This window comes from Delftia sp. PE138, from assembly GCF_018320755.1.
Classification (GTDB): domain Bacteria; phylum Pseudomonadota; class Gammaproteobacteria; order Burkholderiales; family Burkholderiaceae_C; genus Comamonas; species Comamonas tsuruhatensis.
On record NZ_JABEPN010000005.1, the window covers coordinates 172,757 to 193,525 of the forward strand.

At 69.7% G+C, this 20,769-nt stretch carries 19 protein-coding genes; 13 read left to right on the plus strand and 6 right to left on the minus strand.

Features of this window, described 5'->3' with window-relative positions; translation table 11 throughout:
* Positions 1-7: 7 nt before the first annotated feature.
* The 4 genes from HFGMBDPB_RS18230 to HFGMBDPB_RS18245 all read left to right on the plus strand — a co-directional run bounded on the left by HFGMBDPB_RS18230 (position 8) and on the right by HFGMBDPB_RS18245 (position 4,192).
* Positions 8-1,021: a Gfo/Idh/MocA family oxidoreductase gene (locus HFGMBDPB_RS18230; protein ID WP_026062169.1), complete on the plus strand. Its 1,014-nt coding sequence runs from the start codon at positions 8-10 to the stop codon at positions 1,019-1,021.
* 24 nt (positions 1,022-1,045) lie between these two features.
* The gene (locus HFGMBDPB_RS18235; RefSeq protein WP_017404562.1) at positions 1,046-1,978 is read left to right on the plus strand and encodes a TIM barrel protein; all 933 of its coding nucleotides are present in this window, start codon (positions 1,046-1,048) and stop codon (positions 1,976-1,978) included.
* A gap of 39 nt (positions 1,979-2,017) precedes the next feature.
* Positions 2,018-3,190: a Gfo/Idh/MocA family protein gene (locus tag HFGMBDPB_RS18240; RefSeq protein ID WP_212645968.1), complete on the plus strand. Its 1,173-nt coding sequence runs from the start codon at positions 2,018-2,020 to the stop codon at positions 3,188-3,190.
* Positions 3,191-3,310: 120 nt separating this feature from the next.
* The gene (locus tag HFGMBDPB_RS18245) at positions 3,311-4,192 is read left to right on the plus strand and encodes a MurR/RpiR family transcriptional regulator (RefSeq protein WP_016452430.1); all 882 of its coding nucleotides are present in this window, start codon (positions 3,311-3,313) and stop codon (positions 4,190-4,192) included.
* 83 nt (positions 4,193-4,275) lie between these two features.
* Here HFGMBDPB_RS18245 and HFGMBDPB_RS18250 read toward each other — a convergent pair whose 3' ends face one another.
* The gene (locus tag HFGMBDPB_RS18250) at positions 4,276-5,604 is read right to left on the minus strand and encodes a dicarboxylate/amino acid:cation symporter (protein WP_016449906.1); all 1,329 of its coding nucleotides are present in this window, start codon (positions 5,602-5,604) and stop codon (positions 4,276-4,278) included.
* A gap of 223 nt (positions 5,605-5,827) precedes the next feature.
* Between HFGMBDPB_RS18250 and HFGMBDPB_RS18255 the strand changes: the two genes are divergently transcribed.
* Positions 5,828-8,479 (plus strand): hybrid sensor histidine kinase/response regulator, encoded by a 2,652-nt coding sequence (locus HFGMBDPB_RS18255; RefSeq protein ID WP_061287759.1) that lies wholly within the window; start codon positions 5,828-5,830, stop codon positions 8,477-8,479.
* 26 nt (positions 8,480-8,505) lie between these two features.
* Here the strand turns inward: HFGMBDPB_RS18255 and HFGMBDPB_RS18260 are convergent, their stop codons facing one another.
* Complete coding sequence (locus HFGMBDPB_RS18260; RefSeq protein ID WP_016449908.1) at positions 8,506-9,144, minus strand: LuxR C-terminal-related transcriptional regulator; 639 nt, start codon at positions 9,142-9,144, stop codon at positions 8,506-8,508.
* A 528-nt stretch (positions 9,145-9,672) separates the two neighbouring features.
* Between HFGMBDPB_RS18260 and HFGMBDPB_RS18265 the strand changes: the two genes are divergently transcribed.
* Entirely contained in the window at positions 9,673-10,701 is a 1,029-nt protein-coding gene (locus HFGMBDPB_RS18265) for a porin (protein WP_016449909.1), read from the plus strand.
* A gap of 236 nt (positions 10,702-10,937) precedes the next feature.
* On the plus strand, positions 10,938-11,102 hold the full coding sequence (locus tag HFGMBDPB_RS18270; RefSeq protein ID WP_016449910.1) for a hypothetical protein: 165 nt from the start codon (positions 10,938-10,940) through the stop codon (positions 11,100-11,102).
* Positions 11,103-11,161: 59 nt separating this feature from the next.
* Here HFGMBDPB_RS18270 and HFGMBDPB_RS18275 read toward each other — a convergent pair whose 3' ends face one another.
* The 4 genes from HFGMBDPB_RS18275 to HFGMBDPB_RS18290 form a co-directional block, all read right to left on the minus strand.
* A complete protein-coding gene (locus HFGMBDPB_RS18275) occupies positions 11,162-11,920 on the minus strand; it encodes a hypothetical protein (RefSeq protein ID WP_212645969.1) in 759 nt (252 codons plus the stop codon).
* Positions 11,917-12,909: an MlaD family protein gene (locus HFGMBDPB_RS18280; RefSeq protein ID WP_212645970.1), complete on the minus strand. Its 993-nt coding sequence runs from the start codon at positions 12,907-12,909 to the stop codon at positions 11,917-11,919. Before HFGMBDPB_RS18280 ends, HFGMBDPB_RS18275 begins: the two co-directional genes overlap by 4 nt.
* A 65-nt stretch (positions 12,910-12,974) precedes the next feature.
* On the minus strand, positions 12,975-13,778 hold the full coding sequence (locus tag HFGMBDPB_RS18285) for an MlaE family ABC transporter permease (protein ID WP_012204765.1): 804 nt from the start codon (positions 13,776-13,778) through the stop codon (positions 12,975-12,977).
* A 72-nt stretch (positions 13,779-13,850) separates the two neighbouring features.
* Positions 13,851-14,315, minus strand: coding sequence for a Cd(II)/Pb(II)-responsive transcriptional regulator (locus HFGMBDPB_RS18290; protein ID WP_212645971.1), 465 nt, complete (start codon positions 14,313-14,315; stop codon positions 13,851-13,853).
* A 39-nt stretch (positions 14,316-14,354) separates the two neighbouring features.
* On the opposite strand from HFGMBDPB_RS18290, the gene HFGMBDPB_RS18295 reads away from it, so the two are divergent.
* From HFGMBDPB_RS18295 to HFGMBDPB_RS18320, 6 genes are all read left to right on the plus strand, one after another.
* The gene (locus HFGMBDPB_RS18295; protein WP_212645972.1) at positions 14,355-16,559 is read left to right on the plus strand and encodes a heavy metal translocating P-type ATPase; all 2,205 of its coding nucleotides are present in this window, start codon (positions 14,355-14,357) and stop codon (positions 16,557-16,559) included.
* Positions 16,556-16,942 carry a DUF3703 domain-containing protein gene (locus tag HFGMBDPB_RS18300; RefSeq protein ID WP_016449914.1) on the plus strand — a complete coding sequence of 129 codons (387 nt, stop codon included), beginning with the start codon at positions 16,556-16,558 and terminating at the stop codon, positions 16,940-16,942. Before HFGMBDPB_RS18295 ends, HFGMBDPB_RS18300 begins: the two co-directional genes overlap by 4 nt.
* 48 nt (positions 16,943-16,990) lie before the next feature.
* Positions 16,991-17,449 (plus strand): hypothetical protein, encoded by a 459-nt coding sequence (locus HFGMBDPB_RS18305; RefSeq protein WP_249343540.1) that lies wholly within the window; start codon positions 16,991-16,993, stop codon positions 17,447-17,449.
* Positions 17,450-17,570: 121 nt separating this feature from the next.
* Entirely contained in the window at positions 17,571-17,924 is a 354-nt protein-coding gene (locus tag HFGMBDPB_RS18310) for a hypothetical protein (RefSeq protein WP_212645974.1), read from the plus strand.
* Complete coding sequence (locus HFGMBDPB_RS18315) at positions 17,921-19,369, plus strand: TolC family protein (protein WP_212645975.1); 1,449 nt, start codon at positions 17,921-17,923, stop codon at positions 19,367-19,369. Before HFGMBDPB_RS18310 ends, HFGMBDPB_RS18315 begins: the two co-directional genes overlap by 4 nt.
* Before the next feature lies 1 nt (position 19,370).
* Entirely contained in the window at positions 19,371-20,753 is a 1,383-nt protein-coding gene (locus HFGMBDPB_RS18320; protein ID WP_212645976.1) for a multicopper oxidase family protein, read from the plus strand.
* Positions 20,754-20,769: the final 16 nt, after the last annotated feature.

The window sequence follows — 20,769 nt, forward strand, 5'->3', positions numbered from 1 at the left end:
GAACCATATGACGCTGCAGATCGGAGCAATAGGCTGCGGAGCCATCGGACAAGACCACATCCGCAGGATCTCCCGGGTGATGTCGGGCGCCCGGGTGGTGGCGGTGACAGACATCGATGCGCAGCAGGCGCGGGACGTGGTGGCCAGACATGATCCGGCCATCGAGATCATGGACAGCGGCCGGGCACTGATCGCTGCGCCACAGGTGCAGGCGGTGCTGGTCACCTCCTGGGGTCCCTCGCACGAGGAACTGGTGCTGGAGGCCATCGCCCACGGCAAGCCCGTGTTCTGTGAAAAGCCGCTGGCGGTGACCGCCGCAGGCTGCATGCGCATCGTGCAAGCGGAGGTGGCGCAGGGCCGGCGCCTGGTGCAGGTCGGCTTCATGCGCCCCTACGACGCGGGCTACCGTGCGCTGCGCCATGTCATCGCCGCCGGCGAGATTGGCGCGCCCCTGATGGTGCACTGCGCGCACCGCAATCCCACGGTGGCCGGGGGCTACACCACCAGCATGGCCATCACCGACACGCTGATCCACGAGCTCGATGTCCTGCGCTGGCTGCTGGACGACGACTACGCCAGCGCCCAGGTGGTGTTCCCCAGGAAGACGCGCCACGCATTGCCGCATCTGAACGATCCGCAGATCATCCTGCTGGAGACCGTGGGCGGTGTGCGCATCGACGTGGAGGTATTCGTCAACTGCCGGTACGGCTACGACATCCAGTGCGAAGTGGTGGGCGAGACGGGCATCGCGCGCCTGCCGGAGCCTGCGGCCGTGCCCATGAAGCGCGCGGCCAGCAGCTGCACGCCCCTGCTGACCGACTGGAAGCAGCGCTTCATCGCCGCCTACGACGCGGAGCTGCAGGCCTTCATCGACGGCGTGCGCGACCGGCAACTGACAGGTCCCTCGGCCTGGGACGGCTACGCCGCCGCAGTGGCCGCCGATGCCTGCCTGCTGGCGCAGTCCTCCGGCGCGATAGAGCGCATGGCGAGCGCAGCGCGCCCGGCGTTCTACCAGCCCTGAGCCCCTGACGCCATGACTGCGACCATGACAGCGACCCTGACCATTGGCTGCGCGCCCTGCTGCTGGGGCGTGGACAACGTGGACAACCCGCACCTGCCGCCCTGGCGCCAGGTGCTGGACGAGGCCTGCGAGGCGGGCTTTCGGGGCATGGAACTCGGCCCCTGCGGCTACATCCCGCTCGAGGCGGCCCTGGTACGCACGGAATTCACGCAGCGGCGCCTGTGCATCACCGCCGGCACGATCTTCGACGATCTCGTCTCGCCGGCCCGGCTGCCGCAGCTGCTGCGCCAGACTCGCGAGATCTGCGGACTCATCAGCCAGCTTCCCAGGCCGGCCGCTGCAGCCGGGCAACGCTACCCGGCGCCCTATCTCGTGGTGATGGACTGGGGCCACCCCGAGCGCGACTTCGAGGCCGGCCACCCGGACCGCGCCCCGCGCCTGTCCGATGCACGCTGGGCCGCCATGGTCGATCACATCCGCCAGATAGCGCACCTTGCCTGGAGCGGCTTCGGCGTGCGCGCGGTGATCCATCCGCATGCGGGCGGCTACATCGAATTTGCCGACGAGATCGACCGCATCGCCGCCGACGTGCCGGCGCAGGCCGCCGGACTGTGCCTGGATACCGGCCACCTGCACTACAGCGGCATGGACCCGGCAAGCTGGCTGCGCCGGCATGCGGCACGGCTGGAATACGTGCATTTCAAGGACATAGACGCCCAGGTGTACGGGCAGGTGATGGGCGAGCGCATTGCGTTCTTCGACGCCTGCGCCCGGGGCGTGATGTGCCCCATCGGCCAAGGCGTGCTCGACTATCCGGCCATAGGCGCCACGCTACGGGAGATCGGCTATGCAGGCTGCATCACGGTGGAGCAGGAGCGCGACCCGCGCAATGCGGGTGCCAGCCTGCCCGACGTGGCCGCCAGCCGCGCCTTCCTGGCCCGCACAGGTTTTTGCTGAAGACGCTTTTGCTGAAGACGCAACACAAAGGTGGACACCATGATCGACGGAACCCTTCTGCCCGGCCGCCCGATTGCCTGGGGCATGGTCGGCGGCGGACACAACAGCCAGATCGGCCATGTGCACCGGTCGGCGGCGCTGCGCGACCACAATTTCCGGCTCGTGGCCGGGGCGTTCGACATCGATGCCGCGCGCGGGCGCCGGTTCGGCGAACAACTGGGCGTGGACGTGCAGCGCTGCTACGCCGACTACCGGGCGATGTTCGAGGCCGAGGCCGGCCGCCCGGACGGCATTCGCGCGGTATCCATCGCCACGCCCAACAACACCCATTTCGAGATCTGCAAGGCCGCCCTGCTCTCAGGCCTGCACGTGGTCTGCGAGAAACCGCTGTGCTTCACCACGGCCGAGGCCAAGGAGCTGCTGGAGCTGTCCCTTGCCAGGAACCGCATGGTCGGCGTGGCCTACGGCTATGCCGGCCACCCGCTCATCGCCCAGGCGCGCGAGATGATCGCGCGGGGCGAGCTGGGCGACATCCGCATCGTGCAGATGCAGTTCTCGCACGGCTTTCACAGCGAGGCGGTGGAGCAGTCCAGCCCCGCCGCGCGCTGGCGCATGGACCCGGCCTTTGCCGGCCCCAGCTATGTGCTGGGCGACATTGGCACGCATCCGCTGTACCTTTCCCAGGTGATGCTGCCGGGGCTGAAGATCGAGCGGCTGATGTGCAGCCGGCAGAGCTTCGTCAGCAGCCGCGCCCCGCTGGAGGACAACGCCTTCACCCTCATGCAGTACCAGGGCGGCGCCATGGGCTGCCTGTGGGCCTGCGCGGTCAACAGCGGCTCCATGCATGGGCACAAGCTGCGCGTCATCGGCGCCAGGGCCAGCCTCGAATGGTGGGACGAACACCCCAACCAGCTGCGCCACGAAGTCCAGGGCCAGCCGGCGCAGGTGCTCGATCGCGGCATGGGCTATCTGCACCCCGCCGCGCTGCAGGAAGACCGCATCAGCGCAGGCCATGCGGAAGGCCTGTTCGAGGCATGGTCCAACCTCTACCACCGCTTCGCGCTGGCGATGGAGGCCACGGACAGGCGCGATCGCGAGGCGCTGCAAACCATCCTCCATCCGGACATCCATGCTGGCATCGAGGGCGTGCGCTGGGTGGAGAACTGCGTGCGCTCGGCCGATGCCGGCGGGATCTGGGTGGACTACTGCTAGGGAATGCCATGCCCCGCCTGAGCCGCCAGCGGCCCGGGACCCGGGGATCGCCATGGCATCATGGCCCATCCAGAAATCAGTCGATCCCTTGCCCCGGGATCGCCCACCGGCCCGCCTGCGATGAGCCCTTCCCCGCCGCCCCCCGCATCCGTGGACCGACTCCTGCAGCAGATTGCCCAGGAATACGATGGCCTGAGCCGGCAGCTCAAGGCCATTGCCCGCCACATCGAGGTCCACCGCGACCAGCTCGGCCTGCAAGGCATACAGTCCCTGGCCGCGCAATGTGGTGTGCAGCCCTCGGCCGTCGTACGGTTTGCCAAGCATTTCGGGCTCTCGGGTTTTTCCGAAATGCAGCGCCTGTTCCGCGAAGGCCTTGCCGAGCAGATCGCGCCGGGCCGCGCCTATGAGCTGCGCGTGCGCGACATGGTCGAGGCCGGCCCCGCCGCCCTGGAGCCCGTGCAGATTGCCGACGAATTCCTCAAAGGCGGCATGGCCGGCATGCAACAGCTGCGCCAGAACCTGGACGGTCAGGCATTCGACCGGGCGGTGGAGTTGCTGGCCGGCACGCAGGCGATCTGGATCGCCGGCTCGCGCCGCTCGTTTCCCGTGGCCGTGTATCTGGAATATGCGCTGCAACACACCGACAAGCGCATAGGCCTGTTCAGCGCGCTGGGCAGCATGCAGCAGGGGCAGATCCGGTCGGTGCGCAGCGGCGACGTGATGATCGCCATTTCCTTCATGCCCTATGCGGACGAAACCGTGCAGGTGGCGCAGTGGGCCAGGCAGCGCAGCGCCCACCTGATCGCCATGACCGACAGCCGCATGAGCCCCATTGCGCGCGAGGCCGAGGCGGCCCTGATCGTGCAGGACAGCGCCACCTTCGGCTTTCGCGCGCTGACGGCGGCCATGGGGCTGGCGCAAAGCCTTTTCGTGGCCCTGGCCTACCGGCTGGAGCTGTCGCTGCGCTCGTCAGCCGCGCCCGGCAGCTTGGCAGGCGAGTAGACAAAGCAAAGCGCCACCCTGGGGTGGCGCAGCGGTGGGGCAGGCAGGGGCCGTTGCCGGCCCTTGCCCTGGCCAGGGCGTTCTCAGGCCTTGGCCACGGCGGCCTCGGCAGGCAGGGCCTGCACAGGCTCTCCATCCAGGGCGGCGTTGAGCTTGCTGTAGTCCAGCTCGTTTTCCCAGCGCGAGACCACCACGGTGGCCACGGCGTTGCCCATGAAGTTGGTCAGCGAGCGGCACTCGCTCATGAAGCGGTCCACGCCCAGGATCAGGGCCATGCCCGCCACCGGCACCTCGGGCACCACGGCCAGCGTGGCGGCCAGCGTGATGAAGCCCGCGCCGGTCACGCCGGCAGCTCCCTTGGAGCTGAGCATGGCCACCAGCAGCAGCGCGATCTCGTGGCCCAGGGTCAGGTGGGTGTTGGTGGCCTGGGCGATGAACAGCGCGGCCAGCGTCATGTAGATGTTGGTGCCGTCCAGGTTGAACGAATAGCCCGTGGGAACGACCAGGCCCACGACGGACTTGCCGCAGCCGGCGCGCTCCATCTTCTGCATCAGCGAAGGCAGGGCCGATTCCGAGGACGAGGTGCCCAGCACCAGCAGCAGCTCGGCCTTCAGGTAGCGTGCCAGCTTGAGCACCGAGAAGCCGCACAGCCGCGCCACGAAGCCCAGCACCACGACCACGAAGAGCAGCGAGGTGATGTAGAACGAGCCCACCAGCCAGGCCAGGTTGACCAGCGAACCCAGGCCGAACTTGCCGATGGTGAAGGCGATGGCGCCGAAGGCGCCCAGCGGCGCAGCCTTCATCAGGATGCCGACCAGCTTGAACACGGGGGCCGTCAGCGCCTCCAGGAAGTTGAGCACGGGCTTGCCGGCGTCGCCGACCATGGCCAGCGAGATGCCGAACAGCACGGCCACGAACAGCACCTGCAGGATGTTGTCGCCCACGAAGGGGCTGACCAGCGTCTTGGGGATGATGTCCATGGCAAAGCCGGTGAGCGTCAGCTCATGCGACTTGGCCACATAGCCCTTCACGGCAGCCTGGTCCAGGTCGGCCGGGTTGATGTTCATGCCCGCGCCAGGCTGCACCACGTGCGCCACCACCATGCCGACCACCAGGGCCAGCGTGGAGAAGAACAGGAAGTAGGCCATGGCCTTGAGGAACACGCGGCCCACCGTGCGCAGGTGCGTCATGCCCGCAATGCCGGTGACGATGGTCAGGAAGATCACCGGCGCGATGATCATCTTCACCAGCTTGATGAAGGCGTCGCCCAGCGGCTTGAACTGCTCGGCGTACTGGGGCTCGAAGTGGCCGAGCAGCACGCCCGCCACGATGGCGACCACCACCTGGAAATACAGCTGGCGGTAGAAGGGCAGCCGCTCGGGGCTGGCGGCGTGGGTGGGGACGGCATGCATGGTGCGGCTCCGGCAGGATTTCTGTGGGGTTGACGCACCACCGAGGTGCGGCAAGTTGCGGGAAGGTGCAGGTTGTACCGCTGGCATCCTCCGGCGCCGATAACCTATTGGTATTAGGCGCAGGCGCTCTCCCAGGGAGAATGGACGCAGAATCAGGGTAATCCCCAACCCCTTCCCGTCCCTGGAAGGCACCAAGCTGGCGCCCAATCGGGCCCAGACCACCATGCCCCAACCCGTTCGACGCCCTTCACGCCGCTCCTTCTGGACCCTGCTGCTGCTGTTCGGCGGCATGCTCGCCTGCATGCTGCTGGCCGGGGAGCTGGTCTACCACCGAGCCCTGCGCGGCGAGGCCGAAAGCGTGCAGCGCCAGCTCAGCCTCTACGCCCAGGCCCTGGGCCAGCGCATAGACCGCTACCGCACCCTGCCCGAGGTGCTGGCGCTGGATGCGCAGCTGCGTGCCGCCCTCACCCACCCGCTGTCTCCCGCCGAGGTCGATGCCCTGAACCGCAAGCTGGAGCAGGCCAACGGCGCCAGCCAGTCGTCCACGCTGACCCTGATCGACCGCCACGGCACGGCCCTGGCCGCCAGCAACTGGCGCGAGACGCGCAGCAACGTGGGCGTGGACTACAGCTTCAGGCCCTATGTGCAGCAGGCGCTGTCGCGCGGCAGCGGGCGGTTCTACGGCATCGGCCTGACCACGGGCCTGCCGGGCTACTTCCTCTCGCAGGCCATCCTGGACGAGCACAACGCCGTCGCGGGCCTGGTGGTGATCAAGATCGCGCTGCTGGAGCTGGAGCGCGAATGGCTGCAGACGCCCGACGTGGTCATGGCCTCGGACGAGCACGGCGTGGTCTTCCTGGCCAGCCAGCCCGACTGGCGCTACCGCCTGCTGTCACCCCTGAGCCCCGCCGACGAGGCGGACCTGGCCGCCACGCGCCAGTACATCGACCAGGAACTGCACCCCATGCGCTACCGGGTGCGCCAGGGCCTGGAGCAAGGCAGCCGCCTGGTGCAGATGCAGGAACCCGCACTGCCCGGCACCACGCTGTGGCAGACCCTGCCTCTGCCCGGCAGCGACTGGCAGTTGCACCTGCTGCATGACACGCAGGCCAGCACCGTGGCCAGCCGCTGGGCGGCGGCGGCGGCGGCGGGGGGCTGGCTGGCCCTGGGCATGCTGGTGCTGTTCGTGCGCCAGCGCAGGCGGCTGGCCGCGCTGCGCCTGCGCAGCCGCCTGGAGCTGGAGACCGTGCTGCGCCAGCATGCCCAGGAGCTGCGCACGGCCCAGGACGGCATCGTCCAGGCCGCGCGCCAGGCCGACACGGGCCTGAGCCGCAGCCTGGAGCACCTGCCCCAGGGCGTGGTGGTGATCGATGCCGACCTCAACCTGGTGGCCTGGAACTCGCGCTACGTGGAGCTGTTCCGGTTTCCCTCCGAGCTGCTGCGCACGGGCCAGCCCATAGAGAACCTGTTCCGCTACAACGCCCGGCGCGGCCTGCTGGGGCCCGGCCCCATCGAAGAAGCCATCCACCGGCGGCTGCAGCATCTGCGCAGCGGCAGCCCGCACCTGCGCGAAAGCACCAAGGACGACGGCACGGTGCTGGAGATCCGCGGCAACCCGCTGCCCGATGGCGGCTTCGTCACCAGCTACGCCGACATCACCAGCTACAAGAACGCCGCGCGCGAACTGCGCTCGCTGGCCGATGCGCTGGAGCAGCGCATTGCCGAGCGCACGCGCGACCTGGCCGAGGCCAAGCGCGAGGCCGAGCAGGCCAACCGCTACAAGACCCGTTTCGTGGCCGCTGCGGTGCACGACCTGCTGCAGCCTCTGAACGCCGCGCGCATGTTCAGCTCCCTGCTGCGCAGCCATCTGCATGACGAGGCGGGCCGCCACGTGGCCGACAGCATCGACGGCGCCCTGGCCGCGCAGGACGCCATCCTGGGCAGCCTGCTTGACATCTCGCGCATGGAATCGGGCCAGCTGGAGGTGCGCGTGCGCGACTTCGCGCTGGGCCCGCTGCTGCAGGTCATGCGCCACAACTTCGGCATCCTGGCCGAAAGCCGGGGCCTGCGCCTGAGCGCGGTGGACACGCGCTGCGTGGTGCGCAGCGACGAGGCCCTGCTGCGCCGCATCCTGCAGAACTTCCTGTCCAACGCCATACGCTACACGCGCCAGGGCCGCATCGTCATCGGCTGCCGGCGCCAGGGCCAGCAGTTGCGCATCGAGGTGCACGACCAGGGACCGGGCATTCCCGAGAGCCTGCAGCACGAGATCTTCGAGGAATTCCGCCGCCTGGACGAAGGCCATGGCGACGACCGTGGCGCCGGGCTGGGCCTGGCCATCGTCGAGCGCCTGGGCCGGCTGCTGGGCCATGAGATCGGCCTGCGCTCGCAACTGGGCCGGGGCAGCGTGTTCTGGGTCTGCGTGCCGCTGGGCGACCCGGGCGCCGTGCCGCAGATCGCCGCAAGCGCGCAGACCGGCGACCCGGACCAGGATGCACCGCTGCAGGGCATGAACGCCTGGTATGTGGAGGACGATCCCCAGTCCTGCACCGCCATGCGCGCCCTGCTGCAGCGCTGGGGCTGCAGCGTGCCGCTGGCCGGCGGCCCGGCCGAGGCGCTGGCGCTGGCCGCGCCCGGCGAGGCACCGCAACTGGTGCTGCTCGATGTGCGCCTGGGCCAGTTGCACGGCCCCGATGTCTACGCGCAGCTGTGCCAGCGCTGGGGCCAGTCGCCGCCCGTGATCCTGGTCACGGCCGAGCGCGACGGCATGCTGCGCCGCCAGGCGGCCGAGCGCGGCTGGGGCTTTCTGGCCAAGCCCGTGCGCCCGCCCGCGCTGCGTGCGCTCATGAGCCAGATGCTGCTGCGCCACCGGTAGGGGCACGGCACGCCGCGGCATGGAGTTCAGGCCGTGCCGTCGTTCTCCAGGCTCTTGACCAGCACGGCAGCCTGCGTGCGGCTGTAGCACTCCAGCTTCTTGAGAATGGCCGTCACATGCACCTTGACGGTGTTCTCGGCCAGCCCCAGTTCATGGGCGATCTGCTTGTTGAGCAGGCCGTCGGCCAGGCACAGCAGCACGCGGAACTGCTGGGGCGTGAGCTGGGCCAGCCGCGCGGCCAGCGCGGCGTCGGCCTCGGAGCGCTCGGCGGCCATGGGCGGGAACCAGCTGCCGCCGTCCAGCACTTCCTGCAGGGCCGTGCCTATGGCCTCGGCCGGCGCCGACTTCGGAATGAAGCCTGCAGCACCGAACTGCTGGGCACGGCGGATCACGCGCGGATGGTCGTTGGATGAGATCACCACCACCGGAATGTCGGGGTACTCGCCGCGCACATGCAGCAGCGCGGAGAAGCCGCGCGCGCCCGGCATGGCCAGGTCCAGCAGCACCAGTTCGATCTCGGGGTGCTGCTGCAGCGCCGCCCCCAGGGTCGCAGCGCTTGCGGCCTCCAGCACGGCGAACTGCGGCAGGGCCTCGCGCAGCACATGGATCACCGCAGCGCGGAACAGCGGGTGGTCATCGGCAACGAGCAGGGTGGATTCGGACATGGGCGCGAGTCTGACACGTCTGCAAACACATGCCCGGCTCATGGCCCCCCGTGGAGGCCGGTGGCCGGGTTGCAGGCTGGCACGCCGTTTGCAATCAGTTGCAGCCACAGGCCTGGCAACAGGCGGAAATCTTCCTCCAACCGACGAACAAGGAGCCCTGAATTGACCTTTGAGCCCTCTTGCAAGGGCCTGCTGCACAGGCCTGGTGCCCCGGCCCCAACCCAGTGCACGGCAGCGTTCAAGCCGCGAGAGTGCAAAACACAAATTAAGTTTCGTCATAACTGTGTCAAAGACACCACTTTCTGGCCGGTGCAATGGCTGGGATGCGTTGTAATACGCGGCTTAGCCAGTCTGGACTGCCTCGCGCGCGCACCGCAAAGGCACGCCGACACCGGCCGGACCCTGATGCGAAAACGCCACTGTCCCAGGTTTGCCACATAGCCCGCCCAGGGCGTTTGCCTCATCGTCTGCCCCGGTCACAGCACTGGCCAACCGTTTCCACTATCCAACAATGAAAGACTCCTCAACATGAAACGTTCCTTCATCGCACTGGCCGCTGCACTGGCCTGCGCCGGCGCTGCACACGCCCAAAGCTCGGTCCAGCTGACAGGCCTGGTGGACGCCTATGCCGGCTCCATGCGCATGGCTGGCGACGCCAGCGGCAAGGGCGTCGTGGGTTCGGGCGGCATGACCACCTCCTGGTGGGGCATGAAGGGCCAGGAAGACCTGGGCGGCGGCCTGAAGGTCGATTTCCAGCTGACGGCCTTCATGCGCGTGGACACCGGCAGCCCCGGCCGCTTCGACGGCGACCCGTACTTCTCGCGCGATGCCAACGTCGGCCTGTCCGGCGGCTTCGGCACGGTGCGCCTGGGCCGCGGCATGGCGCCCAACTTCCTGCCCACCATCCTGACCAACCCCTTCGGCGACTCCTTCACCATCTCCCCGCTGGTGCTGCACGCCAACGTGGGCACGGCAGCCTGGGGCTCGGCCAACCTGACCACGCCGTCGGACACCGGCTGGAGCAACCAGATCGTCTACAGCACGCCCAAGTTCGGCGGCCTGCAGGCCAACGTCCACTACCAGTTCGGTGAAAAGGGCGGCGACTCCGGCAAGAAGAACATCGGCGTGAACGCCATGTACTTCGGCGGCCCGCTGAGCCTGGTGGCCTTCTACGAGCGCGCCCAGATCAGCAACCCCGTGAGCCTGGCCGTCATGCCCACCAAGACCGACTGGATGCTGGGCGGCACCTACAACTTCGAAGTGGCCAAGCTGTACGCGACCTATGGCCAGGCCAAGGTCAAGGACCTGGACCGCAAGAACAGCACCTACTCGCTGGGCCTGGACGTGCCCGTGAGCAGCGCCGGCACCATCAAGGCCGCCCTGGCCCGCACCAAGGCCGAGATCGGCGCCGTGGACTCCACGCGCACCACGGCCAGCCTGGGCTACGACCACTACCTGTCCAAGCGCACCGATGTGTACACCGTGCTGATGCACGACCGCATCACGGACCTGAAGTCGGGCACCAGCCTGATCGCGGGTATCCGCCACCGTTTCTAAGGCGACGCCTGGCCTGCCAGCACGGGCCGGGGACTTACGTCCCGAACTTTCAGCGAGGCCCTGCCTCGCTTTTTTTTCGGCCTTCTGAAGATCGATAGGGAATTTCTCCCACCGCTTTTTTCACGAACGTCAAGAGAGAAAGCGATTGTCCGACAGCCACGCTGCGCAATCCGGTGTGCAATGGAGTCCAGGCCCAGCCCCATGCTCTGCCTGCGCTGCCAGACAGGAGGTGCACCATGCGCAGACCCAGCCCCTTCGGACGTCATCCCTTCATTGCCTTCACCGCCACGGTACTGCTTGCCGTCGCCGCCAGCGTTGCCACCTTGTGGTTGGACAGCGCCGCCCCGGCCGCAGACACCTTGCTGCAAAAAGACCCGGGCGCCCTGCTGTCGTCGATGTAGGCCCTGCAAGCGCCTGCAAATGCCTGCTCAGCGCCATCCCTTGCGGACTGGCGCTGTTTTCATTTGCCGGCCGATGCGCCGGTTGATGTACCTGCCGATGCGCCCCCACCGCTGGCCGTCTTCTCCAGCAGCGCCAGCCTGCGCCTGACGGCCTGGGCCTTGTCCACCTCGCCCGCCTGATCATGGGCCCTGGCCTGCAGCAGCAGCCAGGCCATCACCGCACGGCGCCAGCCCTGGGCCGAGGCGGTCTCGGCACCCAGCTCCAGCAACTGCGGCTGTGCCGCCCCCGCCCGCAAGGCCGCGCCGGCCGCCACCAGCCGGGGCAGCGGTTCCTTGATGGCGCCCACGGCAGCCAGCGCCGAGGCAGGCGCACCCAGCAGCGCCTGCGCCACGGGGCGCTGTAGTTCCGGCAATAGCGCAATGTCTTCGGGCCGGGGCCTGCCTTGCAAATAGCGCGCATAGGCGGCCTCCGCCGGCGCCGCGTCAAGCGCCAGCGCCTGGTAGCCGGGGCAGTCGTCCCATTCCAGACTGGCCACCTGGGCCGCGCAGCGCATCAGCTCCAGACGCGCGGCCAGGTCGGTGCGGCCCGTGGCGGCCACTTCGGCGCGGGCCTTGTCCCATTCCAGGGCCTGCACGCGCTGGCGGCCTTCCAGGTAGGCGGTGGAGGCGCGCTGGGACACAGATTCGGCATTCAGCGCCCAGTCCGGTGCGGGCGGGCGGCTGCTGCAGCCGGCCAGCACCACGGTCAGCACGGCGCCGGCGGCGGCATGGCGCGCCAGGAGGGCTGCGGCAGAAAGTTTCTTGGCGGCAGCACTCATGGCAGCTTCAACTCCGGTTGATGGGCAAACGGCCACTTGCGCTGCAGGTCGGCCAGCACGCCTTCGAGGCGGCGCAGGTTGCCCTCCACCTCGGCGCGCAGGGCGCCCAGGTCGGCCGTGGCCTCGCGCGCATTGGAGCCCACGGCCTGGGCCTCGGCCAGCACGGCGTCCACCTTGCCCAGCGTGCGGCGCGTGTCGGCCAGCAGGCCGTTGAGCTGCACCACGGTGGAACGCACCTCGGGCATGACGCCGCCGGCGTCGAACACCTGGCTGTCGGCCCGCGCCACCATGCGCTCCATGCGGGCCAGCGTGGCATTGGCGCGGTCCAGCAGGGCCGTGACCTTGCGCGCCTCCTGCTCGCTGCCCATGACCACGCCGAGCACGCCGCCCGGCCCCTGGGCCCGGCCGGCCAGGCCCCGCAGCTCGGTCAGCGACCCGCCCAGGGCCGAGTCCTGTGCGGTGAGCTGGGCGATGTTGCCCAGCACTTCCTTGGCCGTGGACATGATCTGCGGCAGCTCGGCCGTGGCATCGCCGCGCAGCACGGGGCGCACGGCCTCGTCGGGCAGCGGCGGATCGCTGAGGATGCCGCTGTAGGCCTTGATGGTGGTGCCGCCCACCAACCCCTTGACCAGGGTGAAGACGCTGGACTCGCGCAGCCAGTGCGCGTCCTTGCGCGGCACGTCGATGAGGATGCGCACATTGCCGTCCTCGGCCAGCTCGATGCGGCGCACGCGCCCGATCGGAAAGCCCGAGAAGGTCATGTCCATGCCCACGCTCACGCCCTCGGAGTCGTCGGCCGTGAGCACCAGGCGCTGCGTGGCGTCGAACACGCCGCGCGAGTACAGCAGGTACAGGGCCGATCCAAGAATCAGCACCAGCGTGAACAGCAGCAGGCCCGCCGCCTTGGCGCGCAGGTGCGCCACAGGCTTGAGGGCCTCGATTTCCTCGCCGTCCCAGGGGTCTGGCGGCGTGCGCCGCGTATCGGTCATGGCATTCCTTGTTCTGGCACGGGCCTTGCCGTGCATGTGGGGTTCGTGGAGTTCAGCGGGCGTGCTCAGTAGTAGTTGCCCATGAGCGAGATCACCTCGATCACCAGCAGCACGGCAAACATGCGCGCAAAGCCGCCCAGCGCCGCGCCGCCGAGCCGGTGGCGCCGCAGCGGCGCATACAGGCCCGAGGCCATGGGCATGATGGCCACGGTGAGGCTGAAGAACCAGGTCTTGAGCACGAAGACCAGGGTCACGGCCGGCGTGAAGATCTGGCCGAAGATGCGCGTGTAGCCGGGCAGGCCCGCCAGCGTGAAGCCATAGACGCTCAGGTAGACGGTGACCAGGGCCACCACGCAACTGAGCACGGCCAGCGTGACCGAGGCAAACACGCCACCGGCCGCGCGCGGCACCAGGGCCATGCGCAGCGGATCGGAGCCGCGCTCCTGCCAGGCCTGGAGCTGGCCCCGCGCGCGCAGCTGCGCAATCAGCGTGCCGTTGGGAATGGTGCAGCGCATGGCCACGAACAGCGCGGCCGTCAGCGGGATCAGCTCGATCACCAGCACGCGCACCACCATCTCCAGCGCATAGCGCGACAGCCCATAGCTCAGCGCCGTGACGATGACGATGCGCGTGATGACCGCGCACAGCAGGGCCGCAAGCGCCGTGAAACCCAGCAGGATGGGGCCGGTCTGCACATAGATCTGGTGCGCCATGGCACGCCGCGCGCCGCGCCGGTAGCTGGAAGGGGACATGGCCAGCACCAGCAGCACGGCGCCCAGGTAGACGCTGCGCCACCAGGCCAGCGCATGGTCGCGCAGCGCCGCCCAGATGCGGTCGGGAAGGGACAGGGCTGCGTGGCTGAGGCTCATCGGTCGATGATAGCGAGCCGTACCGGGACGGTCCGTCGGACGCCGGCGCAAGACAGGCAGCCGCGGACGGCGCTACACATGGCGCTTGGCGCCGGAGCTGCCCAGGGCAGGCGCCAGCGGCTCGTCGGCCTGGGCATGCAGGGCCTCGATCAGATGGCAGTAGCTGGCCGACCCGTCGCACTGGCTGCGCAGTTGCATCAGCTCATGCTCCAGCGCGCGCAGCTCGGCCAGGCGCTCGCGCACATGGCCCAGGTGGGCATCCAGGGTTTCGTTGGCAGCCACGCAGTCGGCCTTGCTGGCGCCGTCCAGCGCCAGCAGGGTGCGGACCTCCTCCAACGACATGTCCATGGCGCGGCACAGGCGGATGAAGCGCAGCCGGTGCACATCGCTGTCGCTGTACAGCCGGTACTGGTTGTCCTCGCGCGCGCCTGCACTGAGCAGCCTTTCCTTCTCGTAGTAGCGGATGTTGGCGGCGGCCACGCCGGAACGCTTGGCCGCCTCGCCGATGCGCCAGCGCGCAGATTCATGCTGTGACATGCTTGACCTTGAAGTGACTTCACCGTTTCCAATGCTCGCATGAACTCCAATCGCCTGCCAAGCCCTCAGGGCAACGAGGCCCTGAAAGCCTTCCCAGCCCATTCCACGCCCGCCTCGACTTCGCCGTCTTCCGCCTGCGGCACCGATTGCTGCGCGCCCTTCACCATCACCCAGCCCACGCCGGCCCGCAAGAAGGCCCATGGCCACTCGCATGCGCACGGCGAGGGCCACGATCACGCCCATGACCACGACCATGACCACGGTCACGACGAGAGCGATCCCCATGCCGGCCATGACCACAGCGTGCTGCCCGGCTGGCCGCGCATCACGGCCGCGCTGATTGCAGCCGTGCTGGCCGAAGCCGCCCACTGGCTCAGCGGCTCCCAGGGCGGCGTGCCGGCCCTGCAATACGGCGGCATGGCCGTGGCCGTGCTGGCCATTGCCCTGTCGGGCCTGGGCGTCTACAAGGCCGGCATCCGCGACGTGCTGCGCCTGAAGCTGGGCATCCATGCGCTGATGGCCATTGCCGTCACGGGTGCCTTCGCCATCGGCCAGTGGCCCGAGGCCGCCATGGTCATGGCCCTGTACGCCGCGGCAGAGCGCATCGAGGACCAGGCCATGGACCGCGCGCGCAATGCCATCCGCAGCCTGCTGCAGATGGCGCCCGAGACGGCCGACGTGCTCCAGCCCGACGGCAGCGTTCAGCGCGTGGCGGCCGCCGACGTGGCGCTGGACGCCACCGTGCGCGTGGCCCCCGGCGCGCGCGTGCCGCTGGACGGCGTGGTCCTGCGAGGCCAAAGCTCGGTCAACCAGGCGCCCATCACCGGAGAAAGCGCCCTGGCCGACAAGGCCCCGGGCGACGAGCTCTACGCCGGCAGCATCAACCAGGATGGCGAACTGCAGATGCGCGTCACCTCGGCGGCCAATGACAGCCTGATTGCGCGCATCGTCCATGCCGTGGAGCAGGCCCAGGCCTCCAAGGCACCCACCCAGCGCTTTGTCGATCGCTTTGCCGCCGTCTACACGCCCATCGTGCTGGTGCTGGCCATTGCGCTGGCGGTTCTGGCGCCGCTGGTCATGGACTGGAGCTGGCATGACGCGGCCTACCAGGCCCTGGCCCTGCTGGTCATCTCCTGCCCCTGCGCCCTCGTGCTGTCCACCCCCGTCACCGTGGTCAGCGCGCTCACGGCGGCTGCACGCCGCGGCCTGCTGATCAAGGGAGGCCAGGCGCTGGAATCGGCGCGCAAGCTGCGCGCCATTGCCCTGGACAAGACCGGCACGCTGACCACGGGCAGCCCGAAGCTGGTCGAATGGAAGTCCTGGGGCGAAGAGGATGCAGCCCGGGACGCCGCCCCTGGCCCCGCCCTGCCCGCCGCGCGCGCCCTGGCCCTGGCCGGCCGCTCGGACCACCCGGTCTCGCGCGCCATTGCTTCCGGCCTCCAGGCCGATGCCGCCGTGGCCGCCGATGCCGCACGGGCCTCGGTCAGCAAGCTGCTGGCCCTGCCCGGCCGTGGCGTGCAGGCCGAGATCGACGGCCAGCTCTGGACCCTGGCCAACCTGCGCTGGGTGCAGGAGCAAGGCTGGGACAGCGCCGCGCTGCGTGCCAGCCTGGCGATGCACGAAGCCCAGGGCCGCACCGTGACCCTGCTGGCCGACAGCAGCGGCGTGCGGGCCCTGTTCGCCGTGGCCGACCCGCTGCGGCCCCAGGCCCGCGAGGCCGTGGCACGCCTGCAGGCCCTGGGCGTGCAGCCCGTGGTGCTCAGCGGCGACAACACGGCCACCGTGCGCTCCATCGCTGCCGAAGCCGGCATCCAGGATGCGCGCGGCGGCCTGCTGCCCCAGGACAAGCTCGACGCACTGGCCGAGCTGCAACGCACACGCGGCCCCACGGCCATGACGGGCGACGGCATCAACGACGCGCCGGCACTGGCCCAAGCCGACATCGGCTTTGCCATGGGCGGCATGCACAGCACGGGCATGGCCATGGAAACCGCCGACGTGGTGCTGATGAACGACGACCTGCGCCGCCTGCCCGAGGTGGTGGAGCTGTCACGCAGCGCCCACGCCGTGCTCTGGCAGAACATCGCCCTGTCGTTGGGCGTCAAGCTGGTGTTCTTCGCGCTGGCCCTGGCCGGCAACGCCAGCATGTGGCTGGCTGTGCTCGCCGACATGGGCGTGAGCCTGCTGGTGGTCGGCAACGGCCTTCGGCTGCGCCGCTGGGGCAGCGACAGGGAGGCGGCATGACCGACGCCCAGCGCCGTGCCGCCTTCACCCACCTGCTGCACAGCTTCCGTTCAAGCCAGGACCAGGCGCCCGCACAGCGCTGGCTGCTGCTGGAGGCCAGCCATGTGCTGGGCCAGCAGCTGCTGGGCCTGCACTGGCGATCCCACTGCTGGATGCTGCGCCACGCGCTGCAGCTGCGCGACGGCAGGGAGGTCGCCGGCCAGCTGCTGCGCCTGGCCCTGGTGCCCGCAGGCCATCTGCTGGACCGGCTGCCGCGCGGCAACACCGGCCGCACCACGGTGCCGGCCACCCTGCCCATGGACATGCCACCCGCCATATCGGCGCTGATCGCCGAGGCACTGCGCACCACGCGCCGCCCGCCCGGGCAGAGGGCCCGCACCTGAGGAACTTCGTGGCACCGTCCGGTATCATCCATGCCTATGCGTCGCCCCTTGTCCATTGTCCTGGTCTTGCTGCTGGTCCTGCGTGGCCTGCTGGGCGATGCCATGGCCATGGGGGCGGCTCCGGTGATGGGCGTCCCGGCTCCGGCCGTCGCATTGGCGTCGGACTCCGCACTCCACCACCATGCGCCGGAGATAGCGCAGACGCCGGACAGCCATGAACGGCATCCGGCACACGCCATGGAGCAGCCCTCTCACCCCTCGCATACGTCGCACGCCGAGCACAGTGCAGACTGCTCCCCCCAGGCCGGCAGCCCTGCGGGCGGCGGCTGCGGCGAGCATGAACACGGCCCCAGCTGCACCCTGTGCGGCATCTGCCATTCGGCCCTTTTCACCCCTGGCCAGATCGGCTCGGACGGCGCTGCGCCGTCCGCCGCACTGCGCCCCCAAGGCAGCACGCGCTTTGCCAGCGCGGCCAAGCTGCAGGCCATCAAGCCACCCATTTCCTGAAGCCTGACGCCCGAAGTGCGTCCGCGCCATCCCTGCCGCCCCTCCATGGGCAGCCCGCTTGCGGGCATGGCGGGGCGTCTGGCCGCGGATGCGTTGTCCGTTTCGCATTCAGGAGAACACCATGCGCCGTGCGCATTTTCTAGTCCCCCTTATCCAATTCGGGCTGGCGGCCCTTGCCGCATCCAGCCCCGCTGCCAGGGCCCATGACGGCAGCCACCCCCCGGCCTCTTCCTCCGCAGGCCTGAACGGCGCCATCGATCCGGCTGCGGCCAGCCTGCCGCTGCGCCATGCCGCGCTGCCGGCCAGCGGCGCCGTGGAAACCGAGCTGACCGACTGGCGCCAGGCCAACGCCGCCGTGGGCGAGTTTCCCAACGGCCATGTGGACATCCTGCGCTGGGAGGCGGCCCAGGCCGGCCGATCCACGCCTGCGCCGTCCCCGCACGGCTCTCACATGCAGCACGGAGGCCGGCCATGAAGCGCACCGTCTTCGCCCCCACCCGGCTGGTCGGCGCCATGGCTGCCGTGCTGGCCCTGGCCGGCTGCGCCAGCATCTCGCCCGACGGCCTGCGCGGCGTGGTTCAGTCCCATACCGCCAGCCGCCTGCCGGACGGCGCCCAACTGCCACCAACCGATCTGCAGGCCCGCGACGCGGCGCAGCATCGCATCGACGAGTGGCTGCGCCAGCCGCTGGACATGGACCAGTCCGTGCGCATCGCACTGCTCAACAACCCCGGCCTGCAGGCGCGCCTGGCGCAACTGGGCGTGCAGGATGCAGACCGCGTGCAGGCCCTGACACTGCCCAACCCCACGCTGACCCTGGGCCGCATGGTCAACAGCGACGAGCGCGAGATCGAGCGCCAGCTGAGCTTCGGCCTGGTCAGCCTGATCACCCTGCCCTGGCGCAGCCGCTGGCAGGGCATGCAGATGGAACAGGCCACGCTGACCGCCGCGCAGGACGTGCTGCGGCTGGCCGCCGACACGCGCCGCGCATGGCTGCGCGCCGTGGCCGCACGCCAGCAGCTGGCGTCCAGCGAGCGCATGCACGAGGCGGCCGAGGCCGGTGCCGAGCTGGCGCGGCGCATGGCCCGCGTGGGCAACTTCAGCCGGCTGCAGCAGGCGCGCGAGCTCAGCATCCAGCAGGACACCGCAGCCCAGCTGGCGCGTGCGCGCCTGGCCGCCACGGCCGAGCATGAGCAACTGGCCCGCCTGATGGGCCTGTGGGGACGGCGCATCGATTTCAAGCTGCCCGACCAGCTGCCCGCCATCCCGCAGGCCGCCACGCAGTTGCGCGCCGGGGACGATGCCGAGGCCACCGCGCTGCGCGAGCGCCTGGACCTGCGCGCCCTGCGCCGCGACCTGGACCATCTGGGCGAGCGCCGGGGCTGGGCGCGCGCCGGCGCCATCTTCGGCGACATCGGCCTGGGCTACAGCCGCAACACCGCCACGGACCGGGCCACCGGCCACAGTGATGTGACACGCGGCTGGGAGATCGACCTGCCCCTGCCGCTGTTCGACTGGGGTGGCGCCGCCAGCGGCCGCACGCGCGCCGAGCTGCAGCGCAGCGCGGCCCAGCTGCAGCAAGGCGCCATCCAGGCGCGCGCCGAGGCGCGCAGCAGCTGGATGCGCTACCGCACGGCCTGGGACCTGGCCCACCAGCAGCAGGCTGAGGTGCTGCCGCTGCGCCGCTTCATCCAGGATGAAACCATGCTTCGCTACAACGGCATGTTCGTCAGCGTCTGGCAATTGCTGGCCGAGGCCCGCAGCAGCGCCCAGGCCGTGGCCACCGCCACCGATGCGCAGCGCGACTTCTGGCTGGCAGAGACCGACCTGCAGCTGGCACTGACCGGCACGTCGCCGGGAGCCATCCAGGCTGCCGCCAGCGCTGCCGCGCCCACCCCCACCAACGAAGCGAGCCACTGACATGAACCGCCGCAATTTCTTCACCGCCGCCGCCGTGGCCGCCGTCTCCAGTGCCGCCGTCAGCCGTGTGGCCCTGGCCGCCCTGCCCGAGGCAGCGACCCAGTCCTCGGCCGAAACCGCCGCCCCGCTGGCCCCGCCCAACGGCCGCCCCTACCGCCCCGTGGTCACGCTCAACGGCTGGACCACCCCCTGGCGCATGAACGCAGGCGTCAAGGAATTCCACCTGGTGGCCGAGCCCGTGGTGCGCGAGGTGGCGCCGGGCTTCTTCGTCAACATGTGGGGCTACAACGGACAGAGCCCCGGCCCCACCATCGAGGTCGTGGAAGGCGACCAGGTCCGCATCTTCGTGACCAACCGCCTGCCCGAGCACACCACCGTGCACTGGCACGGCCAGCGCCTGCCCAACGGCATGGACGGCGTGGGCGGCCTGACCCAGCCGCACATCCCGCCCGGCAAGACCTTCGTCTACGAGTTCACGGCGCGCCGTCCCGGCACCTTCATGTACCACCCGCATGCCGACGAGATGGTGCAGATGGCCATGGGCATGATGGGCCTGTGGATCACGCATCCGAAGGCGGCCCATCCGCAGATCGCCGAGGTCCAGCGCGACTACGCCTTCCTGCTGTCGGCCTACGACGTGGAGCCCGGCTCCATGACGCCGCGCGTGGCCGAGATGACGGACTTCAACATCTGGACCTTCAACAGCCGGGTGTTCCCCGCCATCAGCCCCGTCGTCGCCAGGCGCGGCGACCGCGTGCGCCTGCGCGTGGGCAACCTGACCATGACCAACCACCCCATCCACCTGCACGGCCACGAATTCGAGGTCACGGGCACCGACGGCGGCCCCGTGCCCCGGTCCGCGCGCTGGCCCGAGGTGACCACCGACGTGGCCGTGGGCCAGATGCGGCAGGTGGAGTTCATCGCCGACGAGCTGGGCGACTGGGCCCTGCACTGCCACAAGAGCCACCACACCATGGGCGCCATGGGGCATGACACGCCGACCATGATCGGCGTGGACCACCGGGGCCTGGTCGGCAAGATCCAGAAGATCGTGCCCGACTACATGGTCATGGGCGAGCGCGGCATGGGCGACATGGCCTCCATGGAAATGCCGCTGCCCGACAACACCTTCCCGATGATGACGGGCACGGGCCCCTTCGGCCCCCTCGAGATGGGCGGCATGTTCACCACCCTCAAGGTGCGCGAGCAGCTGGGCGCCAACGACTACGGCGACCCGGGCTGGTTCAACCACCCCAAGGGCCGCGTGGCCTATGAATGGAAGGGGCCGGCGGCCGAGGCCTCCGCACCGCGCCAGACCACGCCCGGCCAGTCCCCCGGCGCGCCCAGCGTGCGCAAGCCCGGTGCGGGCCATGAGCACCACTGATGCCATCCAAGGAGCA